General features: G+C 33.6%; 21 protein-coding genes, 1 tRNA gene and 3 pseudogenes. 14 read left to right on the plus strand and 11 right to left on the minus strand.

Going from position 1 to position 20,995, the window contains the following annotated elements; translation table 11 throughout:
* Nucleotides 1-13 precede the first annotated feature (13 nt).
* The 7 genes from ybeY to A9G34_RS02270 all read left to right on the plus strand — a co-directional run bounded on the left by ybeY (nt 14) and on the right by A9G34_RS02270 (nt 6,323).
* A complete protein-coding gene (ybeY, locus tag A9G34_RS02240; RefSeq protein WP_034943459.1) occupies nt 14-478 on the plus strand; it encodes an rRNA maturation RNase YbeY in 465 nt (154 codons plus the stop codon).
* Between the two features lie 74 nt (nt 479-552).
* Nucleotides 553-1,425, plus strand: a complete 873-nt coding sequence (gene corC, locus A9G34_RS02245; RefSeq protein WP_065568746.1) for a CNNM family magnesium/cobalt transport protein CorC — start codon at nt 553-555, stop codon at nt 1,423-1,425.
* Nucleotides 1,418-2,983, plus strand: a complete 1,566-nt coding sequence (gene lnt, locus A9G34_RS02250) for an apolipoprotein N-acyltransferase (protein WP_065568747.1) — start codon at nt 1,418-1,420, stop codon at nt 2,981-2,983. The genes corC and lnt overlap by 8 nt, the downstream gene beginning before the upstream one ends.
* A 202-nt stretch (nt 2,984-3,185) precedes the next feature.
* The gene (locus A9G34_RS02255; protein WP_034943466.1) at nt 3,186-4,094 is read left to right on the plus strand and encodes a glutamate/aspartate ABC transporter substrate-binding protein; all 909 of its coding nucleotides are present in this window, start codon (nt 3,186-3,188) and stop codon (nt 4,092-4,094) included.
* A gap of 86 nt (nt 4,095-4,180) precedes the next feature.
* Nucleotides 4,181-4,924 (plus strand): amino acid ABC transporter permease, encoded by a 744-nt coding sequence (locus A9G34_RS02260; protein WP_034943469.1) that lies wholly within the window; start codon nt 4,181-4,183, stop codon nt 4,922-4,924.
* Nucleotides 4,921-5,601, plus strand: a complete 681-nt coding sequence (gene gltK / locus A9G34_RS02265; protein WP_034943472.1) for a glutamate/aspartate ABC transporter permease GltK — start codon at nt 4,921-4,923, stop codon at nt 5,599-5,601. Before A9G34_RS02260 ends, gltK begins: the two co-directional genes overlap by 4 nt.
* Nucleotides 5,598-6,323, plus strand: coding sequence for an amino acid ABC transporter ATP-binding protein (locus A9G34_RS02270; RefSeq protein WP_034943474.1), 726 nt, complete (start codon nt 5,598-5,600; stop codon nt 6,321-6,323). Before gltK ends, A9G34_RS02270 begins: the two co-directional genes overlap by 4 nt.
* Before the next feature lie 84 nt (nt 6,324-6,407).
* On the opposite strand, the gene recD is transcribed toward A9G34_RS02270, so the two are convergent.
* Nucleotides 6,408-8,258 carry an exodeoxyribonuclease V subunit alpha gene (gene recD / locus A9G34_RS02275; protein WP_065568748.1) on the minus strand — a complete coding sequence of 617 codons (1,851 nt, stop codon included), beginning with the start codon at nt 8,256-8,258 and terminating at the stop codon, nt 6,408-6,410.
* A 161-nt stretch (nt 8,259-8,419) separates the two neighbouring features.
* Here recD and nadR point away from each other — a divergent pair, with 161 nt between their 5' ends.
* Together nadR and pnuC are read left to right on the plus strand one after the other, a co-directional pair.
* Nucleotides 8,420-9,655: a multifunctional transcriptional regulator/nicotinamide-nucleotide adenylyltransferase/ribosylnicotinamide kinase NadR gene (nadR, locus tag A9G34_RS02280; RefSeq protein ID WP_065568749.1), complete on the plus strand. Its 1,236-nt coding sequence runs from the start codon at nt 8,420-8,422 to the stop codon at nt 9,653-9,655.
* Between the two features lie 2 nt (nt 9,656-9,657).
* Nucleotides 9,658-10,347 carry a nicotinamide riboside transporter PnuC gene (pnuC, locus tag A9G34_RS02285; RefSeq protein ID WP_034943482.1) on the plus strand — a complete coding sequence of 230 codons (690 nt, stop codon included), beginning with the start codon at nt 9,658-9,660 and terminating at the stop codon, nt 10,345-10,347.
* A 237-nt stretch (nt 10,348-10,584) separates the two neighbouring features.
* Here the strand turns inward: pnuC and A9G34_RS02290 are convergent, their stop codons facing one another.
* From A9G34_RS02290 to A9G34_RS02315, 6 genes are read right to left on the minus strand one after another with little or no spacing between them, the layout of a single operon-like run.
* Nucleotides 10,585-11,211 carry a protein-L-isoaspartate(D-aspartate) O-methyltransferase gene (locus tag A9G34_RS02290; RefSeq protein WP_065568750.1) on the minus strand — a complete coding sequence of 209 codons (627 nt, stop codon included), beginning with the start codon at nt 11,209-11,211 and terminating at the stop codon, nt 10,585-10,587.
* A 5-nt stretch (nt 11,212-11,216) separates the two neighbouring features.
* A complete protein-coding gene (gene truD, locus A9G34_RS02295; RefSeq protein ID WP_065568751.1) occupies nt 11,217-12,239 on the minus strand; it encodes a tRNA pseudouridine(13) synthase TruD in 1,023 nt (340 codons plus the stop codon).
* A gap of 30 nt (nt 12,240-12,269) precedes the next feature.
* Entirely contained in the window at nt 12,270-12,746 is a 477-nt protein-coding gene (gene ispF, locus A9G34_RS02300; protein WP_034943489.1) for a 2-C-methyl-D-erythritol 2,4-cyclodiphosphate synthase, read from the minus strand.
* Between the two features lie 6 nt (nt 12,747-12,752).
* Complete coding sequence (gene ispD, locus A9G34_RS02305) at nt 12,753-13,457, minus strand: 2-C-methyl-D-erythritol 4-phosphate cytidylyltransferase (protein WP_081295241.1); 705 nt, start codon at nt 13,455-13,457, stop codon at nt 12,753-12,755.
* An 8-nt stretch (nt 13,458-13,465) separates the two neighbouring features.
* Nucleotides 13,466-13,762 (minus strand): cell division protein FtsB, encoded by a 297-nt coding sequence (ftsB, locus tag A9G34_RS02310; RefSeq protein ID WP_442902637.1) that lies wholly within the window; start codon nt 13,760-13,762, stop codon nt 13,466-13,468.
* Nucleotides 13,763-13,783: 21 nt separating this feature from the next.
* Nucleotides 13,784-14,101 carry a TusE/DsrC/DsvC family sulfur relay protein gene (locus A9G34_RS02315; protein WP_034943493.1) on the minus strand — a complete coding sequence of 106 codons (318 nt, stop codon included), beginning with the start codon at nt 14,099-14,101 and terminating at the stop codon, nt 13,784-13,786.
* Nucleotides 14,102-14,295: 194 nt separating this feature from the next.
* Here A9G34_RS02315 and A9G34_RS02320 point away from each other — a divergent pair.
* From A9G34_RS02320 to A9G34_RS02340, 4 genes and pseudogenes are all read left to right on the plus strand, one after another.
* Nucleotides 14,296-14,383: transfer RNA gene (locus tag A9G34_RS02320), tRNA-Ser, on the plus strand.
* Between the two features lie 350 nt (nt 14,384-14,733).
* Nucleotides 14,734-15,039, plus strand: a complete 306-nt coding sequence (locus tag A9G34_RS10850) for a DNA cytosine methyltransferase (RefSeq protein ID WP_065568752.1) — start codon at nt 14,734-14,736, stop codon at nt 15,037-15,039.
* A pseudogene (locus tag A9G34_RS10855) lies at nt 15,012-15,359 on the plus strand (hypothetical protein); the annotation flags it as partial. The gene A9G34_RS10850 and the pseudogene A9G34_RS10855, both read left to right, overlap by 28 nt.
* A 170-nt stretch (nt 15,360-15,529) precedes the next feature.
* A protein-coding gene (locus A9G34_RS02340) for an IS3 family transposase (protein ID WP_442902677.1) occupies nt 15,530-16,611 on the plus strand; the annotation gives its coding sequence in 2 pieces (ribosomal slippage) (nt 15,530-15,776 and nt 15,776-16,611; 1,083 coding nt in all).
* 35 nt (nt 16,612-16,646) lie between these two features.
* Here A9G34_RS02340 and A9G34_RS02345 read toward each other — a convergent pair.
* From A9G34_RS02345 to A9G34_RS11050, 3 genes and pseudogenes are all read right to left on the minus strand, one after another.
* A pseudogene (locus A9G34_RS02345) lies at nt 16,647-17,360 on the minus strand (SidA/IucD/PvdA family monooxygenase).
* Between the two features lie 3 nt (nt 17,361-17,363).
* Nucleotides 17,364-17,825, minus strand: a complete 462-nt coding sequence (locus A9G34_RS02355; RefSeq protein ID WP_065568756.1) for a GNAT family N-acetyltransferase — start codon at nt 17,823-17,825, stop codon at nt 17,364-17,366.
* Between the two features lie 652 nt (nt 17,826-18,477).
* Nucleotides 18,478-18,543 (minus strand): DUF4113 domain-containing protein, encoded by a 66-nt coding sequence (locus A9G34_RS11050; RefSeq protein WP_081295248.1) that lies wholly within the window; start codon nt 18,541-18,543, stop codon nt 18,478-18,480.
* A 77-nt stretch (nt 18,544-18,620) separates the two neighbouring features.
* On the opposite strand from A9G34_RS11050, the pseudogene A9G34_RS11055 reads away from it, so the two are divergent.
* Nucleotides 18,621-19,424, plus strand: a pseudogene (locus tag A9G34_RS11055) (integrase core domain-containing protein).
* Here A9G34_RS11055 and A9G34_RS02365 read toward each other — a convergent pair.
* Nucleotides 19,408-19,731, minus strand: coding sequence for a hypothetical protein (locus A9G34_RS02365; RefSeq protein WP_141670313.1), 324 nt, complete (start codon nt 19,729-19,731; stop codon nt 19,408-19,410). The pseudogene A9G34_RS11055 and the gene A9G34_RS02365 overlap by 17 nt on opposite strands.
* Between the last annotated feature and the right edge of the window lie 1,264 nt (nt 19,732-20,995).

Below are 20,995 nucleotides of genomic sequence, written 5' to 3' on the forward strand. Positions count from 1 at the left end.
CTAGGTAATAAAAATGAGCGAGATTATTTTAGATCTGCAAGTTGCTACAAAAGATCACCAAAACCTACCTACTGAAAAGCAAATTATAAAATGGTTAGAAGTTATTTTGCCACAATTTATGGATAGTGCTGAAATTACTATTCGTATTGTCGATGAACAAGAAAGCCAGCAATTGAATAGTACTTATCGACACAAAGATAAACCTACTAATGTATTATCTTTTCCATTTGAGTCACCAATTGAAATTGCTGTACCGTTGCTCGGTGATTTGGTTATTTGTAAACAAGTAGTAGAAGCAGAAGCAATAGCTCAGCACAAATCATTAACCTCACATTGGGCACATATGATTGTGCATGGTTGTTTACATTTACTTGGCTATGATCATATTCTTGACGAAGAAGCAAAAGAAATGGAGAATATCGAGATAAGTATTATGCAGCAGTTAGGATTTGATGATCCTTATCAACTAGTTGACTAATCGAAACTATTCATTACACTATTTGTTTTTATTAACATTTTTTATCATAGCAAAATAAGAAAGGAAGAGAGCAAATGAGTGATGACAATCACCGGTCCCCTAAAAAAGGGTTTGCATTATGGTTAAATCAATTATTTAATTCTGAACCGAAAGACAAAGAAGAGTTGATTGAAGTCATTCGTGAAGCCGAAGAAAACGATCTCATCGATCCAGATACCCTTGATATGATTGAAGGTGTTATGGATATAGCGGAACAACGTGTCCGAGATATCATGATTCCTCGTTCTCAAATTATCACAATTAAAGATAATTATACTTTAGATGAATGCCTGGATATTATTTCTGAACATGGGCACTCGCGCTATCCTGTTATTAGTGAAGATAGAGATCATATTGAAGGCATTTTATTAGCCAAAGATCTTCTTATATTTATTCGTCAAGGCGTTGATAATTTTGATCTCAAAAAAATTCTGCGCCCTACTGTTGTCGTTCCCGAGAGTAAACGTGTTGATCATATGTTAAAAGAGTTTCGTATGCAGCGCTATCATATGGCAATGGCAATTGATGAATTTGGCGGTGTATCAGGTCTTGTTACTATTGAAGATATTTTAGAACTTATTGTTGGTGATATAGAAGATGAGTATGATGAAATTGAAGATCGCGATATTCGCCGCTTAACTCAATCAGTTTATACTGTAAAAGCGCTCACGCCAGTTGAAGATTTTAATGAAATATTCGCTACTAAATTTAGTGATGATGACATGGATACCATTGGGGGTTTAGTAATGCAACATTTTGGACGTTTACCTTTACGTGGTGAAAGTATTACTATTGATGGATATCAATTTAAAGTAACTATTGTTGATCGCAGGCGAATCATCCAATTACATGTAACTATTCCAGAAGGTGCTACTGTACCTAATCTTGAACTATCAGAAAATGCTTAAATACGTCTTAGCTAGTATGATTTTAGGTAGTATAGCTGTTTTCAGTTATACCCCTTTTCACCTTTGGCCTTTAGCTTTTATCTCATTTTCGGGTTTATTATGGCTTATTGCTAATAAATCTAGTAAACAAGCTATCCTACTTGGATTATTTTGGGGTATCGGTTACTTTGCAGCTGGAGTTCATTGGGTATATATTAGTATTAAACAATATGGTGAATTACCTACACTTGTGGCGCTCATTATTTTGGGGATTTTTATCCTTTATTTGTCACTTTATCCTATGTTATTTGCTTTTTTGCTTAGATTTAGAGTAGTACAACGATTTGCCCCACAATGTTCATTTAAACAATTAGTTTTTGCAGCACCCATCATTTGGCAAGGGACTGAGTTTTTACGTGGTTATATCTTGACAGGTTTTTCTTGGCTACAATTAGGCTATAGTCAACTTGATAGCCCTTTACGCGCTTATTTTCCAATTATGGGAATAGATGGTGTTAATTTATTGACATCTATTTTGTGCGGGCTGTTCGTTTATTGTTTATACAAAATAAAACAACATGCTAATAAAAAGTACATATTTGGTGCAGGGTTTGCACTTTTTACGATTTTTATTGCACCAATTCCATTCAAAAATATTAACTGGACCACCGTCGATCATCAACGTGTTGCCAATTTTGCTTTAATTCAAGGTAATATTCCACAATCATTGCGTTGGGATAATCAACAGTTAAATAATACGTTAAAAACCTACGCAATGCTAACTCAGGCCAACATTAGTAGCAATAAGATCATTATTTGGCCTGAAGCAAGCATTACCGATATTGAATTAAATCAAAAATCTTTTTTGAATTATCTGGATGAGCAAGCAAGAGCAAATGATTCTGAAATTGCGGTGGGAATCATTGACTATCGCTTTGATGACAGTAATTCCGAAGCCCAAGGAAAAATTTATAATACATTATTAGTATTAGGAGAAAAAATCCCCTACCAATACCCAACTAGGAATCGTTATCAAAAACACCACTTAGTACCATTTGGTGAGTTTACCCCATTGGAATCCGTACTTAAACCGATTGCTAAATTACTTAATATCCCTATGTCATCAATGACATCCAGTGAAAAACAGCAGCCACAACTTGAAATGAAAGGCTTTAAGTTTACTACAGCTATTTGTTATGAAGTAATTTTATCCAATCTGATTTGGCAAAACTTTACCGCTGATACCGATTTTTTACTTACTGTTTCCAATGACGCTTGGTTTGGTGATAGTATTGGACCAAAACAGCATTTGCAAATGGCTCAAGCAAGAGCATTAGAATTTGGGCGACCATTAATTCGTAGCACCAATACAGGAATCACTGCCATTATTGATCATCATGGTGAGATTATTAAACAATTACCACAATTTGAAACTACAGTATTAACACAAACATTATCACCTACGGTAGGTTTAACGCCTTATGCTAGTTGGGGAAATCAACCTTATTGGATCATGATGGCTTTAATGTTTATTCTTCTTTTTATAAAAGAACGATTTTGGTCTAGAATACTGGCATAATTATTGCTTATTTAGTTTAGAATAAATTTTAGCACCTCAATGAGAGTTATAAAGCACTATTTATTAGTTGTATCTAGTTTCTATAATATATAAATAAACAGTAAAAAGTACTTTTATGTTTAAAAATAAGTTATAATATACATCGCTTGTAAAAATATTAAATTTATTTAATACGATACAAATCAAACCGTAGGAGATGAGTATGAACAGAAAGACAAAATTAACCAAATTAGTGTTATCATTTGCAATGCTAGGTCTAATGGCTGGTTCTGCAGTTGCGGAGGAACTTAATGGTACACTTGCTAAAGTGAAAGAAAATGGTATGATTGTCGTTGGGCATAGAGAATCATCAGTTCCTTTTTCATATTATGGTGATAATCAAAAAGTTATTGGTTATTCACAAGACTACTCAGATCTTATCGTTGATGCGGTAAAAAAAGAACTTAATATGCCAAATTTACAAGTTAAATATTTACCACTTACATCACAAAATCGTATTCCACTTTTACAAAATGGATCTTATGATTTTGAATGTGGTTCAACAACTAATAATCTTTCTCGTCAACAACAAGTAGATTTTTCAAATACTATTTTTATAGTTGGTACTCGCTTTTTAGTAAAAACGAATAGCAAAATCAAAGATATTGACGACCTGAAAGGTAAAAATGTAGTCGTAACTTCTGGTACAACCTCTGAAGTTATGCTAAACAAAATCAATTCTGAAAAAGGTTTGAATATTCGTATTATTGCAACGAAAGATCATGGTGATGCATTTCGCACACTTGAAAGCGGACGAGCAGCGGCATTCCTGATCGATGATGCACTTTTAGCTGGTGAACGCTCAAAAGCTAAAAAACCAGAACTTTGGGAAATTGTCGGGACACCACTATCTTATGAAGCCTATGGATGTATGTTGCGCAAGCAAGATCCTCAATTTAAAGCATTAGTAGATAAAACCATTGCCGAATTTCAAACTTCTGGTATGGCAGAGAAGTCATATAATCGATGGTTTAAGGAGCCTATTCCACCAAAAGGATTAAACATGAACTTTGACATGTCTCCCGAGATGAAAGAACTTTTCGCTCACCCTAATGATAAAGCATTAGACTAATAATATACTTATATTTTCAAAAGAGCGCAGGTTGCTGCGCTCATCATCTTATTTACAAAAAATATTTTTTATATGTTGGAGCATTTATGACAACAAGTTGGAATTGGGGGATTTTTCTGCAACCAACTCCCTTTGGGGATACAACTTATTTAGGATGGCTGTGGTTAGGTTTTCAAATGACCATATTGCTAGTTTTTACATCGGGATTAGTAGCCTTTTTCGTAGGTTCACTATTTGGTGTTTTGAGAACATTACCTAATCGTTTTTTATCAACGTTAGGCACTTGTTATGTCGAAATTTTCAGAAATATTCCCCTTATCATTCATTTATTCTTTTGGATTGAAGTTGTGCCAATATTGGTACCAGAATCAATTAGAGATTGGCTATATAATGATATTGATCCAATGACATTTACATTATTAATGTCAACAATTGGCTTAGGATTATTTACTGGTGCTCGTATTTGTGAACAAATAAGGGCCGCAATCCAATCAATCCCAATAGGACAAAAAAATGCTGGAATTGCATTAGGATTAACACTAAAACAAATCTACTTATATATATTATTGCCAAATGCTTATCGAAGAGTAATTCCGCCATTAACATCCGAAATGTTGAACATGGTTAAAAACTCTGCTGTTGCCTCTACAGTAGGTTATATTGAGCTAACAAAACAGGCTAATCAATTATTAGAGCATGCTGGCCAACCTTATGAATCATTTATTGCCATTACCTTAGGGTATGTACTTATTAATGTGGTTATTATGTTTGCTATGCAATATATAGAAAAAAAAGTACGACTTCCTGGGATTTTAGGAGGTAAATCATGATGGAATTAGAATGGGGGCAAATTTTACCAAATTTACCTTATATCATGAAAGGCATGATATTAACCTTAGAGATAACAATTACTGCAGTAATTTTTGGTATCGTGTGGGGAACACTACTGGCAATTATGCGTTTATCTTCAATCAAAATTTTGCATTGGTTCGCTATGTGTTATGTAAATATTTTCCGTTCAATTCCTCTTATGATGGTCTTATTATGGTTTTATTTACTTGTCCCACAACTTTTGGGGAAATTATTAAATCTTCCTCCAACGACAGACATACGCTTTGTGTCCGCACTAATCGCTTTTGCACTTTTTGAAGCTGCTTATTATTCTGAAATTATTCGTGCGGGTATTCAAAGTGTGTCTAAAGGTCAAATCAGTGCATCTCTGGCTCTTGGTATGACTAAAGGTCAGGCTCTACGGATGGTTGTTTTACCACAAGCATTTCGCATTATGACGCCTCTTTTATTAACACAAGGTGTTATTTTATTCCAGGATACTACGCTTATTTATACGCTAAATTTAGCTGATTTCTTCTACCGAGCTGTAAATATTGTGGGTAACAGAGATGGTTTAATTGTTGAAATGGTGCTATTTACTGGAGCAGTATATTTTATCATATGCTTCACTGTTTCACGCTTAGTTAATTATTTTAAGAAAAGGATTACTCGATGATCTCTTTAGAAAACGTATCAAAATGGTATGGACAATTTCAAGTATTAAAAAACTGTACTACAAGAGTCGATAAAGGCGAAGTGGTAGTTGTTTGTGGTCCTTCTGGTTCGGGAAAATCAACATTAATTAAAACTGTAAATGGGTTAGAACCTGTACAAGAAGGCAAAATTATTATTGATGGAACCGAAGTTACTAGTCAATTAACTAATTTGGCAAAATTACGTTCTAAAGTCGGTATGGTTTTTCAACATTTTGAACTGTTCCCACATTTAACGATTTTAAAAAACCTAACGCTTGCACAAATCAAAGTATTAGGAAGAGCAGATAAAGAGGCTCGCGAAAAAGCACTTTCACTTTTAGATAGGGTTGGTCTACTTGCTCATGCTAACAAATATCCGGCACAACTTTCAGGAGGTCAGCAACAACGTGTTGCTATAGCTCGGGCGCTTTGTATGGATCCGATTGTCATGTTATTTGATGAACCTACATCAGCTCTTGATCCTGAAATGGTAAATGAGGTACTAGATGTTATGGTTGAACTCGCTTATGAAGGTATGACTATGATGGTAGTTACTCACGAAATGGGCTTTGCTCGCAAGGTAGCACATCGAGTTATCTTTATGGATGCAGGTGAGATTATTGAAGATACTTCAAAAGAGCAATTCTTTAGTAATCCTGAGTCTGATCGCGCTAAAGACTTTTTAGCTAAAATTATTCATTAATATTTAATTACGGGGCTTTATTGCCCTGTTTTGCTATTCCTACAAAAATCATCCCAATTTATCATAAAAAAACATATATCTAATTTAATTATTGTTCTGCAATAAATTAATTAACCCACTATGTCTTTCTGTTTGTGTTTTTACTGATTGCATTAGTACATAGTCATTTGCATAAATTGAAACACTATTTTTAGCCCGTGTAATTGCGGTATAAAGTAGCGATCGATTAAGCAAAGGTGAATAATCCGTTGGTAAAATAATATTAACATGATTAAACTCTGAACCTTGCGATTTATATATTGTCATTGCATAAGCTGTTTCATGCTCTGGTAGCCTAAATGGTGAAAAACCTTTGATTACCCCATCAGCAAAAGGAAAATAAACTCGCATTTTTGAACTATCCTTCTCTGATGGCAACGTAATACCTATATCACCATTATATAGCCCTAATGTGGCACTGTTTTGTAAAATCATAATTGGGCGGCCAATATACCAATTTTCTTTATTTCTCTGTTCAATCAATTTATTTTTAACCAATAATAATTCAATTTGCTTATTTAACCCTTCTAATCCAAAAATCCCTTCTCTTAAGGCGCAAAGTAAGCGATATTGGGCAAATTTATCTAATATAGCCGCAACATTATTGTTACCTTGTCGATTAATTGATTTTAAATAATGCTTATAATGTTCGATGCTATCTTGTAGCATTGTTTGATAAGCTTGTTTAGAAGATAATGAGTAATAACGAATATCATCAAATAAATTATCCGTTAACAACGTTTTTGCCAGTGAGCTCTGACCTTCTTTTACAGCATTAGCTAATATACTAATTCCTGATGAATCATTAAATCGATAACTTTTTTGTAATAGGCATATGCTGTCGGTAATTGAAGCTACTTGTGAATGCGCAGGTATCATATAGCCCGTTAGCTGGCTTAATTCATCTGCTCGCATTTGGCTATACCCATTGGCAATAAATGAACACAGATCACCAAATACAGCCCCAGCTTCAACTGATGATAGTTGGTCTTTATCACCTAGTAAAATTAAACGTGCTGACTTAGGTAATGCTTCGATAATTCGTGCCATCATATTTAAATCAATCATTGAAGCTTCGTCTATTACTAGCACATCGACATGCAACGGGTTATTTTTATTATAAATAAAGGCACGATTATCTGTTCTTGCACCTAATAATCGATGTAATGTGACTGATTCTGCTTTGAGATTTAACGATTCAAGTGATAATTTATCAATTGCTCGACTTAATGATTCAGTTAATCTTGAAGCTGCTTTACCAGTTGGTGCAGCCGTTATAATTCGGGCTGAGGAATTAGTTTGTATAAGTCCAGCTAAAATTTTGGCAACAGTAGTAGTTTTACCTGTACCAGGACCACCAGATATAATGGCGACCTTGCGTGTTAATGCAACGGCTACTGCAACCTTTTGCCAATCAATCTGTAATTCTTGATTGTTAAAAAGCCGATCCAGAATGGCATTTAGACTAGAAGTATCATATTCATTATGATCAAGTTTAGTATGATTAAAATAATAAGCAACTAGCTTTTCGTCTAACCACATCCGTTGAAAGTAAAGTTTATTGTTAGTATAAATCAATGGAGATAAAATATTACCATCACTTACTACTTGCTTATTTTTGGCTGCCTCTAATGTAAGCATCCAGTCTTTATCCGTTGGTGACTCCAAGCCAAGCCAAATTTCAGGCTCTGTATTTAGTGGGTTTAGACATGAGAGATCCAGACAAACATGTCCTGCTCTTACCTCCATACTCAGGGACAAAATTAAAAAACCAAAACGCTTTGCTGTTAGTTTATCAGTTAACTGGGCTTTGTCAGTTAAAAATTTGGCTATATGTATATCTAATAAATTAATTTGACTATATTGTTTAAATTGATTGAACCACTGAGTTAACATATCTTTTCTTTATTTTAATATTATCTATAGCCTAATTATATACTCATAATTATCTTTTGGATAAATTAGCTTGGAGCTTATATAAATATTTTTGTTTACTATATTGAACATTTAAAATAAATGGTGTAAATTTTGTCGCATATAAGAAACAGGGAGACCATATGAATAGCTTTAGCTATGTGAAAAAAGCAATAAAAAGAAAAAAATTATCGTTACAAACTGTTGCTGATGCCTGCCAAATGACCAAAGGTTATTTGAGCCAACTAATAAATGATAAAATTAAAAATCCAAGTGCTCAAAAATTGCAATCACTTCACCAGTATTTACAAATTGAAGAATCAGATAAAAATAAAAAAATAGGGGTAATTTTTGGTAAGTTCTATCCATTACATACTGGGCATATTCATTTAATCCAACGTGCCATTAGTCAAGTTGATGAGCTGTATGTAGTTCTTTGTTCAGATACCCTTCGTGATATGGCGCTGTTTAAGCAAAGTGCAATGTCTCGCCAGCCAACTATTAATGATCGAATTCGTTGGTTATTACAAACATTTAAATATCAAAAAAATATTCATATTGAATTATTAGAAGAAGATGGTATTCCTGCCTACCCTAACGGTTGGTTTGAATGGAGTGAGCGTGTCAAAAAGCTATTTATTGATAAAGGCATTCACCCTAATTGCGTCTATTCTAGTGAACCTCAAGATGTAGCTATGTATAAAGATTTATTTAATTTAGATACTGTACTTATCGATCCAAAACGCAAGTTTATGCAAGTTAGTGGTACCCAAATCCGCCAAGCACCACTTCAAAATTGGCAATATATTCCAACAGAAGTAAGACCTTTTTTTGTTCGAACTGTCGCCATTTTGGGTGGGGAATCCAGTGGTAAATCAACTTTAGTAAATAAATTGGCAAACGTATTTAATACAACTAGCGCATGGGAATATGGACGCAATTATGTTTTTTCTCATCTTGGCGGTGATGAGCGTGCTTTGCAATATGCAGACTATGATAAGATTGCATTAGGGCATGCACAGTATATTGATTTTGCGATAAAACATGCTAACAAAGTATCGTTTATCGACACGGATTTTGTAACTACCCAAGCTTTTTGTAAAAAATATGAAGGTAAAGAACATCCTTTTTTACAGGCGATGATCAACAACTATCGTTTTGATTTGGTAATCTTGTTAGGTAATAACACACCATGGATTGCTGATGGTTTACGATCCCTTGGTAGCCGCAAACAACGTAAGGATTTCCAACAATTGCTTATTTCAATCCTTGAAAAAAATAATATCAAATACATCCAAATTGACTCACCTAATTATGAAGAGCGTTACTTGCGTTGCATCGAATTAGTGAATCAACTTATTAATAATGAAGAGTATTAATTATGAATAAATTAAGCTATATTGCTATGTTAATTGGGCGCAACAAATTTTACCCCTATTTTTGCGTCATTTGTATCACTTTAGCCTTTTTATATACAGATCCTTTTACTTATTTAAATTTACGTTACTTTTCCTCTTATATTGGTGCTTTCTGTGGTTTATTATGTGTGATTTTGCTAGCCAAACGCAAAAATATGGGTAATGTGTTAGGCATGTTTGCGGTCATGGCAGAATGTTATGCCAATTACTTAGGTAACAATATCGGGGCTGGTTTGCCGACTTTTTACTATTTTGGATCACATATTATTGGTCTAATGGCTTGGAAGAAAAATCAAGATAATGATAAAAATGTTAAAGTCCGCTCATTAAGTGAAACTGCATTTTTATATGTTTTGATTTTTTTAATAGTTGCTGTATTTATCAATATTTATTTAACTCACGCTATTGGTGTAGAAAACACAATTTACCAACTCGTTACTAATTGCTTTATTTTCGGATTAGGGGTTGTTGCACAGTTACTTTTAATGATGCGTTATTCTTTTAATTGGTATTTATGGATAATATTAAATGTGCTAGTAATTGGGCTAAATATTTATACTAATAATATTGTTATCGCTACGCAATACTTAATTTATTTATTCAATGCAATTTACGGTATTTGTGAATGGAAACAATCTGAACAAAAACAATAAAGAATTTTAATCATAATATTCGATTTATGATGAATACTTATTAAAATGCCATAAATAAACGCATAGAAACACTAATAATTACCATAAGTTTTTAATACAACAAATAGAAAATAAATGATTTATTTTCTATTTGTTATATTTTTAATTATTCATACATACGTTTTAATGAAATAAATAATTTTATATTTCTATAAATGGTAAATACTCTCTATTGTATTACTTATTTTAGCGTAACTACTATGCTATATCACCTTTGACTAATGGGACAAATTTCACCTCTTCGATATTTTTTGTGATAAACTTATCCCCATTACGTTCTATTAATTGTAAAATTTGTTTTTGCTCACCTACAGGAATGATTAAACGACCTTTATCTGCTAGCTGTTCAAGTAAATGTTTAGGGACTTCTGATGCAGCTGCTGTCACAATAATACCATCAAAAGGAGCTCGCTCAGGCCAGCCAAGCCAACCATTACCATGCCGAGTTGAGATGTTATGAATGTCTAATTGTTTTAAGCGCCTTTTGGTATTCCATTGCAGATTTTTAATTCGTTCAACAGAACAAACGTGATTAACCAGTTTAGCTAATATTGCTGTTTGATAACCAGAACCAGTACCGATTTCTAATACTTTAGAATGAGGCTCTAGCCTTAATAATTCTGTCATTTTTGCAACTATATAAGGCTGAGAAATAGTTTGACCACTACCAATTGGTAAAGAGCGGTTATCATAAGCTTGATGAGAAAGCGCTTCGTCAATGAAATGCTCTCGAGGAATTAAAGCAATAGCAGCTAAGACACGTTCATCTTTAATTCCTTGCTGATACAATAATTGAATAAGAGACTGTATTTTTAAACTTTGCATTTACGTTAATTATTCCCTATTATCAATTCACGTAGCACACTTGTGGCGTAACAACCAGCAGGTAGATAAAAACAAATTTGCAGACTTTCATTGTCTAACCATTGCCAATAAAGCCCTTCTGGTCTTAATAATATTGAACGCCTTGCTGTTTCAACTTGTTCTTTTTTTAATAAATCCCAAAAGATTGACCAGTGCTGTAAACAGTTTTGCTCAAATTCGAGTGCTTGGGATATTGTTCCAAAAGGAGAATTACCAACCATTGGAGCAGTAAGATTAATTTCACCACTTAGTAAGCGTTGTTGTAAAACTGGCAATTCTTCATCTTGTGCTACAAACCAACTTCCTCGCTGAGCAAACTGTAATATATCACCACTAAGGACTGTTTGATGCAGATTGCTCCCAATTCTTTGGCTTACAATATCATTAAAAATAGCACTACGAGCAGCCGAAAGATAGAAACTTCTTTTTTTTCTATTTTTAACTGAAATCTCGCCTTTAGCCCATTTGATCGCTTGCATAATATTATTTTGCTCGTGCCCAAAGCGTTGTTCACCGAAATAGTTAGGTACACCATGTTGCTTGATTAATGCTAATTTAGATTCAAGTTCTCTTTTATTAGTTAATTTTCTCAGAGTGATAATAAAATTATTGCCTTTCAATGCACCAATCTTTAATTTTTTATTATGACGAGTCACATTTAAGATCTGACATCCAGGCAAATCAAAATTAGAAAAATCCGGCGTTTGTTGACCTGGCATATGTAAGCTAAACCATTGCTTAGTAATAGCTTGACGATCTTTCAAACCTGCATAACTAACAAACTTTGCTGAAACACCAACATATTTGGCTAATTGTTCAGCAACAAAAACAGTATTACAATCACTTTTTTGTAGATAAACTAAAACATGTTCACCATCGCCTTTCAACTCAAAACCAAGATCTTCAGTTACCTCAAAATCCTTATTTTGTTGTTTATATTGCCCTGTTGTTACTGGTTTTCCATACAAATAATTAAGTTCTACTAACACTTATTTGGCTCACTATTTAAATTATTCTATTTAACGTTTTTTAGTCAACAATACCACAGCCTCACAAGCAATACCTTCCTTACGTCCAGTAAAACCTAGTTGTTCTGTCGTTGTCGCTTTAATACTAATTTGGTCAAAATTAGCATTAAGATCTTCTGCAATATTAACTCGCATCTGATCGATATGAGGACGCATTTTGGGTTCTTGAGCAATTATAGTTGTATCCAAGTTACACAGTTCGTAGCCTTTAGCCCGAATAATTTGATATACCTCTTTGAGTAACATTCGACTATCAATATTTTTATATTTAGGATCAGTATCAGGAAAAAGCTTACCAATATCACCTAATGCTAATGCCCCAATTAAAGCATCGGTGATTGCATGTAATATAACATCACCATCAGAATGTGCAACTAAACCATATGGGTAAGATACTTTTACCCCAGCTAAGGTAATTGGACCTTCCCCACCAAATTTATGTACATCAAACCCATGACCTATTCTCATGCTTTTCTACCTTTTTGAAATCTGATTTTTTATATAAAAAGTCGCTAATGCAATATCTTCTGAACGTGTAATTTTGATATTATCGCGTCGACATTCAACTAATAAAGGATGCCCCCCGCAATATTCAATTGCCGAAGCTTCATCAGTAATTGCGGCATTATCATTTAACGCCTTTTGCAAACAAAACTTTAATTCGTCTACTTTAAACAATTGTGGGGTCGCAGCCCCCCATAAATGAGTACGATCTTCCGAATGCTCAATGATGCTATCATTATCTTGATAAGATCGTTTCACCGTATCACTAATTCGCATCGCTAAAATACCACCTCGTTTTGCATTCATCACTGCTTCAATCAAACGATTAATATCATGGTGATCGATACAAGGTCTAGCTGCATCATGAACTAAAGCCCATTGTTGACTATGCAACAGCTTTAAGCCAGCTAAAACAGAAGCTGCTCTAGTTTGACCGCCTAAAGTTACACTAATTTTATCATTTGTCGCAATAGGGAGTTTATTAAATAAATTATCATTAGAATTAATTACAACGATCACTCTATCTATTTTAGGGTGTGTTAATAATTTATCCACTGTATGTTCTAAAATCGTCATCGAACCAATTTTCAAATATTGTTTAGGTATTTGGCTATTCATTCGGCTACCAATTCCCGCGGCAGGGACAATTGCAATAATATTAGAAGGGTTGTTCACAAATTGCCTTATTGTTGATGAGTGTTAGAGTCAATAATAATTCGATAAAAATATTCGTCTGGTTTAATCATACCTAAATGGCTACGGGCACGTTCTTCCACTGCTTCTAAGCCACGCTGCAAATCGTTAATTTCGGCAAACATCTGTTCATTACGTATTTTTAGCTTATCATTATACTGACGCATATTTGATAGCATTTGCAAATTAGCTTTATAATCATAAACATTATTCTTTCCATACCACAAAGAATATTGAAGGTAACCTAACAAGATCAGTAAGATTAAAGGTAATTTCCATCGCATCATGAATTCATTATTTCCCTTTATCTATATGCATTTTACAGGTTTGGGTAAGCCAGCTAGTTTAGTCGCTTGCTTTGCTGGTCCGCCAGGAAATAATTTATATAAATAACGGCTGTTAGCCTTTTCTAAACCAAGTTTTTTTTCCATTGCTTTGACTAAAGTACGCATAGCAGGCGAAGTTTTATATTCTAAATAAAAATCGCGAACAAATAAAATAACTTCCCAATGTGCATCAGTTAAACTTATTGATTCTTTTAACGCCAGTTCCGGAACTAAATCAATGGACCAGTCCTGCCAGTTCTTCAAGTAACCATTATTATCAGTTTTTATTTGCTCTAACATTTCTCTAATGTATGCTATTTTATTTGCGTGATATTATACTCAATTAAATTGATTCCAACACTAATTTTGATGACAAAACTATCGCTGAAACGCTAAAAACACTCAAAATAGATGAAAATTAAAGCAAGTAATCTTTTTTTTAGAAAAAGCTATTTACAAATAAACTCGTATCCTTTAATATTCACAGCCATTGCGGAAGTGTGGCTGAGCGGTTGAAAGCACCGGTCTTGAAAACCGGCGAGGGGCGACCCTCCCAGAGTTCGAATCTCTGCGCTTCCGCCACTTATTTTTGTGGCAGATTCCACAGTTGTCCAAAGAAATCCATTTTAACCTTTACTATCAGAGGTTTGAGTGGATTTTTTTGTTTTTGTTTTTGTTTTTATTTTTCTATTAATTCCATACTCGTCCAGACTAATCCATACCAATCCACTTTCAAAAGGTAGAAAGAAAAATACTCAAACCATTTTGTATTTATTATTAAATTCGATTATCCCTCTTTGCATAATTCAACCCATTAAAAATATGTTGGGGAATTATTCATGGCAATATTGGATTTAAACGGTCTTTTGATATCTTAATTTAGCAGTATCTCCAGTGTGGCATAAGCCACATTAACCTTTAGGAGATACACTATGTATATATTAAGTTTATTTGATGGAATTAGTTGTGGACGAGTTGCACTCGATAGAGCCAAAATTCCTGTCACTTGTTATTATGCGTCAGAAATTGATAAATTTGCGATTCAAGTTAGTCAAAAAAATTATCCTGATATCATTCGATTGGGGGATGTAACCAATTGGCGAACATGGGATATTGATTGGACTAAAATTGATTTGGTGCTTGCAGGCTCCCGTGCCAAGCCTTTTCATTTGCCGGCAAACGGCTTGGTTTTGATGATCCACGCGGGCAACTTTTTTTCACCTTTGTGGATATTTTGAATCATATCAAGTCACTCAATCCGCATGTGAAATTTTTACTTGAAAATGTTCGCATGAAAAAGGAGCATCAAGCAGTCATTACCGAGTATATGAAAGTTGAACCACAGATGATTGAAAGTAATTTAGTCTGTGCGCAGAATCGTAAACGACTGTACTGGTTTAACTGGCAAGCACCACAATCCAAAGATAAAGGTATTCTATTGGCTGATATCCTGTTATCTGTTTTCTCAGAAGCGTATTTATGCTCCTCTGGCTGGCATCATTGGTGGGAAAAAAACAATTTCAGCTACAAAAGAAATACTCACAAATTGGTAATCTAGCCAACAAAGCCATCACGCTCACCAGCCGAATGTATGCCAATTGGCAAGGCAATTTCATCGAAGTCTCACAATATTTCATTTCACCGCAGCAAACCGATGTAACTATCCCCTAAAATAGTACAGCAAAAAAGTAGAAAATTCTCTATGATAAAAGAAAAGGGGATTTAATGATGAAAAAAATGACTGAACATCAAATCGTCGCTATTTTAAAAGAAGCTGAAGCGGGTATTCCGGTTAAAGAACTCTGTCGTAAATATGGCATGGGTAATTCAACTTTCTATAAATGGCGGGAAAAATACGGCGGAATGGAAACTTCGGATATCAAACGCTTAAAGGAGCTGGAGGCTGAAAACCGTAAGCTTAAGCAGATGTTTGCCGAACTGAGCTTAAAATCCCAGCTTCAGGAAGAAATCATAAAAAAGCTTTAGTGCCCACAAAGGCACGTAAAACGTGGGCACAGCAACTACAACAAAATCATTCAGTTACTATTACTATGAGTTGTGCCATTGTTGGCTTAAGCCGTTGTGCTTACTATTATCAACCTAAGTTACCGGATGATTCGGTGATTGTTTCGGTGTTGAATGCTATCACTGACCGGCATTTGCGCTGGGGCTTTCCTAAATGCTTTAATCGTATCAGAAAGCTCGGCTATAAATGGAATCATAAACGGGTGTATCGGGTGTATTGTGAGTTGAAACTTAATCTCAGGGTAAAGCGTAAAAAACGTATCCCCCCACGAACTCCAGAAAAGCTATTGGCTCCTAATAAACAAGGTGAATGTTGGTCAATGGATTTTATGAGTGACAGTAGCCGTAATCAACGTCGCTTTAGGACATTCAATGTCATTGATGACTTTAATCGTGAGGCGTTAGGAATTGATATTGCAGTAAGCTTACTAGCAAGAAGGATTACCCGTTACTTAGATAAACTGGCCGAATATCATGGGTATCCATTAAAAATACGAGTCGATAATGGACCAGAATTCACCGGAAACACGTTTACTAATTGGGCAAAAACACATGGTATAACTATAGATTACATCAAACCCGGTAGCCCTTATCAAAATGGTTACATTGAACGATTTAATCGGACTTATCGAACTGAAGTGTTAGATTTATATCTTTTTAACAACCTAGCGCAAGCAAGGAGAATAACCGAAGAATGGTTAACGATTTATAACACCGAAAGGCCTCATGAAGCACTAAATAATATGACGCCGATCGAGTATAAAACATTAAAACAGGCAGCTTAATTTTCTACGTGAGTTGTGTATTAAGTTTGGGGTATTTACAAGTTTCTTAAACATAACTCTATATTTGGATAATGATCTGATAAATGATTAGTTATCTCTGCTGCACTTTGTCCAGATCCTATAACTAAGAATTTATAATCTGAATTTTTATCATTAAATTCATGTTCCAAATTATTTAAAAAATCATTGGGATGCATTATTTTTTTATTTTTTTCATCTAAGAAAATTCCCACGGGTATATTTTTAGTTATGCCTGTTGCTAATGAAATATTTTTTGCATACAATTTGCTGATTGTTTTATTATTATCTTCAATGCAAATTTCTAAATGATCAATTAAATGACCATCATAAATGGGATTAATACTTACAACTTTATGACCATATAATAAAACATAATCATTAAAGTGATTTGCTGACCATTTTAAATAGTCGTTATACTCCAGTCTACTAGGGAAAAAGTTTCTTAAATTTGCAAAGCCTTCTAAACGATCTGATGAAAATAGATAATTCAAGAATGTATACTTGCTAGTAGGATTCCTTAATGTTGCTAAATCTTTAAAAAAAGATATTTACATATCCGCTTCCGGAAGTAACATTCCAGGATGCCAGCCAAACTCGCTTTTACTTTCAATAAATTTAATTTGTAAGCCATCTTTGTTTAACATACCAGCGTCATCCATAGCAACCGCCACTGAAAGATTTGCCGGTCCAAATCCAACTCCAACTCCAACAAAATCATAAATTTTCATATATCATTCCTTATGTAGTTTTAAAAAATAATATATAAATTGATCATCAATTTTATAATTTAATTTTTCATACAGAGCTCTAGCTTTGTGGTTTTCGATTGATGTGCATAATGAAATTCCATTATATGTAGAATTATTAGCAAAGCTTCTTACTTTTTCCATTAATTGGGTTGCAATACCGTACCTTCTGTAGCTTTTTATAATATATAAGTCATTCAAAATTATAGTTGGTGATATGGATAAAGAAGAATATGAAAAATATAGCTGTACGAAACCACATGCTATTTTATTGTCGTAGGCAAGGAAAATTATTGAATCATTGTTGATCAATCTTTCTTTAATGAATTTTTTTGATTCAGAATTACAATCCTCAATACCATAAAACTCTCGATATTCAGAAAAAAGTAATGATATATCATCAAGCTCGTTTAATGTTCCTTGTATTATATTAAATGGAATATTCATATGTTTATATATCCCTCATGATGCCATTTAGATAACTATTATCATAATATTAAACGGATTATATATTTTATTCAATGTTTTATTTTTAATAACATAGATTAATATTTTAAGGTTGTACTCTTCATATTTCTTCAGAATGGATCTTAATTCTAACAAAAAATTAAACAGGACGGTGAAATTACGGGCTCTTTTAATTTGGCACTTGCTCTTGATATTACTGATTTAAATGCCCAAAAAGTGAAACCTGAGCTTATGAAAATACATAGATTTGCTGGCGACTCCATCTTTGATGTTTCAATTTCATTAGATTAAATTAGCAAAAATAGCGGCTATTTCTTTATTAAAAAACGCAGAAGAGTCATTGAAAAACCAATAAAATAGATGATAAGATTGACTATTTTATCAAAAGTAAAGCACATCCTATCGTGTGTGGTTATGCTTTGTTGGAAAATCCAAATGATAAAAAAGGATTAAGAAGCAGTAAATTAAATGATATTGAGCCGCGGCATTCATTTAGTGAAGCATTTTCTCTTGCGTATTATTAAAGAAAGATCTAAGAAAAAACTTTCTTTACTAGAACTCTTAATCATTACTATACGGCATACATATAAATAATATTTAGCTGTCGTTTATGGTTGTTTGCAAGGAAGAGTTATCTAACATAAGGTAACTCATCCCATCGTGTTGTATAACAAGGACTCAGTAATTCACGTTTAATCTGTCAAGGTGCCTGTTTTCTTATTCCACCTGTAAGATTTTCTAGCGTTGTTTACAGTATTAGGAGAAAATACTGTAATGAATATGCATAAAAATACTAGACTAACGCCGTATCATCGAGAAGAGATTTGGCGTTTATACAATAAAGATAAAGTGACAGTTACGTCTCTGGCGTTAAGATTTAACGTCAGTCGCCCAACGATTTACAAAGCATTAAAACTTTGTCGTCACAAGTTGTTTAAACCGCAACTTAGTACGAATGAGCGCTATAAAACCATCAAATATGGTATTAAGCGGTTAGTTAAAGTCGAAAAATCGATTGAAGCGCGATTAAAACGCCAGGCTAAGCGTTACAACAAACGTTATCCTGGTTAGATGTTCCATGTTGATACCAAACGTTTACCGTTGCTGAAAGGTGAAGTAAAATCCTTGCGCCGAGAATATCTCTTTGTGGGCATTGATGATTATTCACGTGAATTATACGCAGGAATTTATGGTGATAAATCTCAATTTAGTTCTGCTGCATTTTTACAGCGTGATGTGTTAGCTCAAGTGCCGTATACTATTGAGTGTGTTTATTCGGATAATGGGCGGGAGTATAAAGGCACGCAGGAACATGCTTTTGTTAAGCTTTGTCGAGATAATAGGATTAATCAAAAATTCACAAAACCAGCATGTCCGCAAACAAATGGTAAGGCAGAACCGGTAATAAGAACACTCATGGAAATGTGGAACGAAAAGAAGCACTTTATCGACTCGGCAGACCGCCAAGCTAAATTACGTCGTTTTCTTAATTTCTATAACACAGTTAAACCACATAAAGGTTTGAATAGTGCGACACCTTATGAGATACTTGAATTTTATTTTAATCAAAAAGTGTAAACAACCCGTTTAAATCTAACAACTTATCATTTTTTTTCTTTTGCTCTACATTTGTAGACATTTCAAATAAATCATACGGTGTATCCGTATGCTTAGCATGTAAGTCAAGTAACATCACTCCCGCTTTCATAAACAAAAAACCTTTTTTATAAATGGCCTGTAATCCCTTTTGCGCAGCTTGGATAATGAGTCTAGAGTCATCGGCAGGAGAAGGAAATCCCGCTCTAACAGGCGTATCTACCAACGTCAACTGATTTATAATAGAGGCATCAACACGGCCAAGCACAATACAACAAAATTTGTGCAAGAGAACTCCTAAAAACTAAAGTAAAGAAATTTCCACTATTTTTCTAATTATCGTGGCAAAAAAGAACATGTATAAATATATAGCATATAGTGCGAACATCAATAGATTTTAGTGTAAAAAAATAAAAATAACATACAAAATAGGACTTATATTGGATAAGACCTAAATAAATCTATGAGGATTCAAGTGATTAAAAGTGAATAGTTAATCTTTATCATAATGAGAGAGCCAGATAGTTTGCAGGGGAATATCTAAAACTTTTGCTATACAAGATTCAAAATCAGTAAAATTTCTAATATCAATATGATTATCTCGTATCAATTGGTCAAGTTTGATTCCTTTTTGACTAAGTTCTGAGACTACTTTCCGTGGTGTCCAGTTGTTGCTTCGCATGATAACCCTCATCAATGAGCCTCACAATAAACAGACAACTTAAACATCAGTAAAGAGAGGCGGAACTATGCACAGGTTGGCGTACCGAAACACTGAATCGGTGCATCTGAAGATGCCCCGTACATAGTTCGCCATAACAGAACAAGTATTAACTTAATGAATAAATTAATACCGGTTATAGCGAATACATTCAGTGTTTGGAGACGCCAATCTCCTTTGCTATAAAGGCATAAATATGCCAATGCCATTTATAACATTATCAAGAATAATGATTCAATATATTTCATTTAATTTGTTGACTGAAGCTTTTCAGTTGCATCGACTAAGGAATAACGTAATTCCATTAACGGAGAAGCTAAAATAGTTAGCAAATAAATAATTTGGACACTCAAAATTTAGGTTTGACTTTGATTGTACATCATATTATTTTAATCCATACCAGTCCAAAATAATCCATTTTCAAAAGGTAGACCCAAAGGTAGAACAGAGATTTACACATAAGATGAAGCATGAATAATTTACATAAAATCAATGAGTTAAATTTAAATTCGAATTCCAGCTTTTTCCTGCTCTTCCGCCATATCCTTTTCTAGATTTCAAATAACATCTCGCCTTGTTTTTTATTCAACTAAAACTTAACCAAATATCTGTGTATTATCTGTTATATAGAAACAATGTATAAATTCGTAAAGTGATAGCAAAAATAATTTTGTATTAACATTAATAAAAAGCTATTTTATAAATTTGTTTATTATATACATCTAAAGTAAGCAACCTATAATTAAACAAATCCATAAAATTGGTGCATCTTATTTATCCAAATAACATTAACGAAAAACATAATATATTCTTTACTTTAAAATGATTAAAT

The sequence above is a fragment of the Gilliamella sp. Choc4-2 genome (genome assembly GCF_001690355.1).
Lineage (GTDB): Bacteria > Pseudomonadota > Gammaproteobacteria > Enterobacterales > Orbaceae > Gilliamella > Gilliamella apicola_A.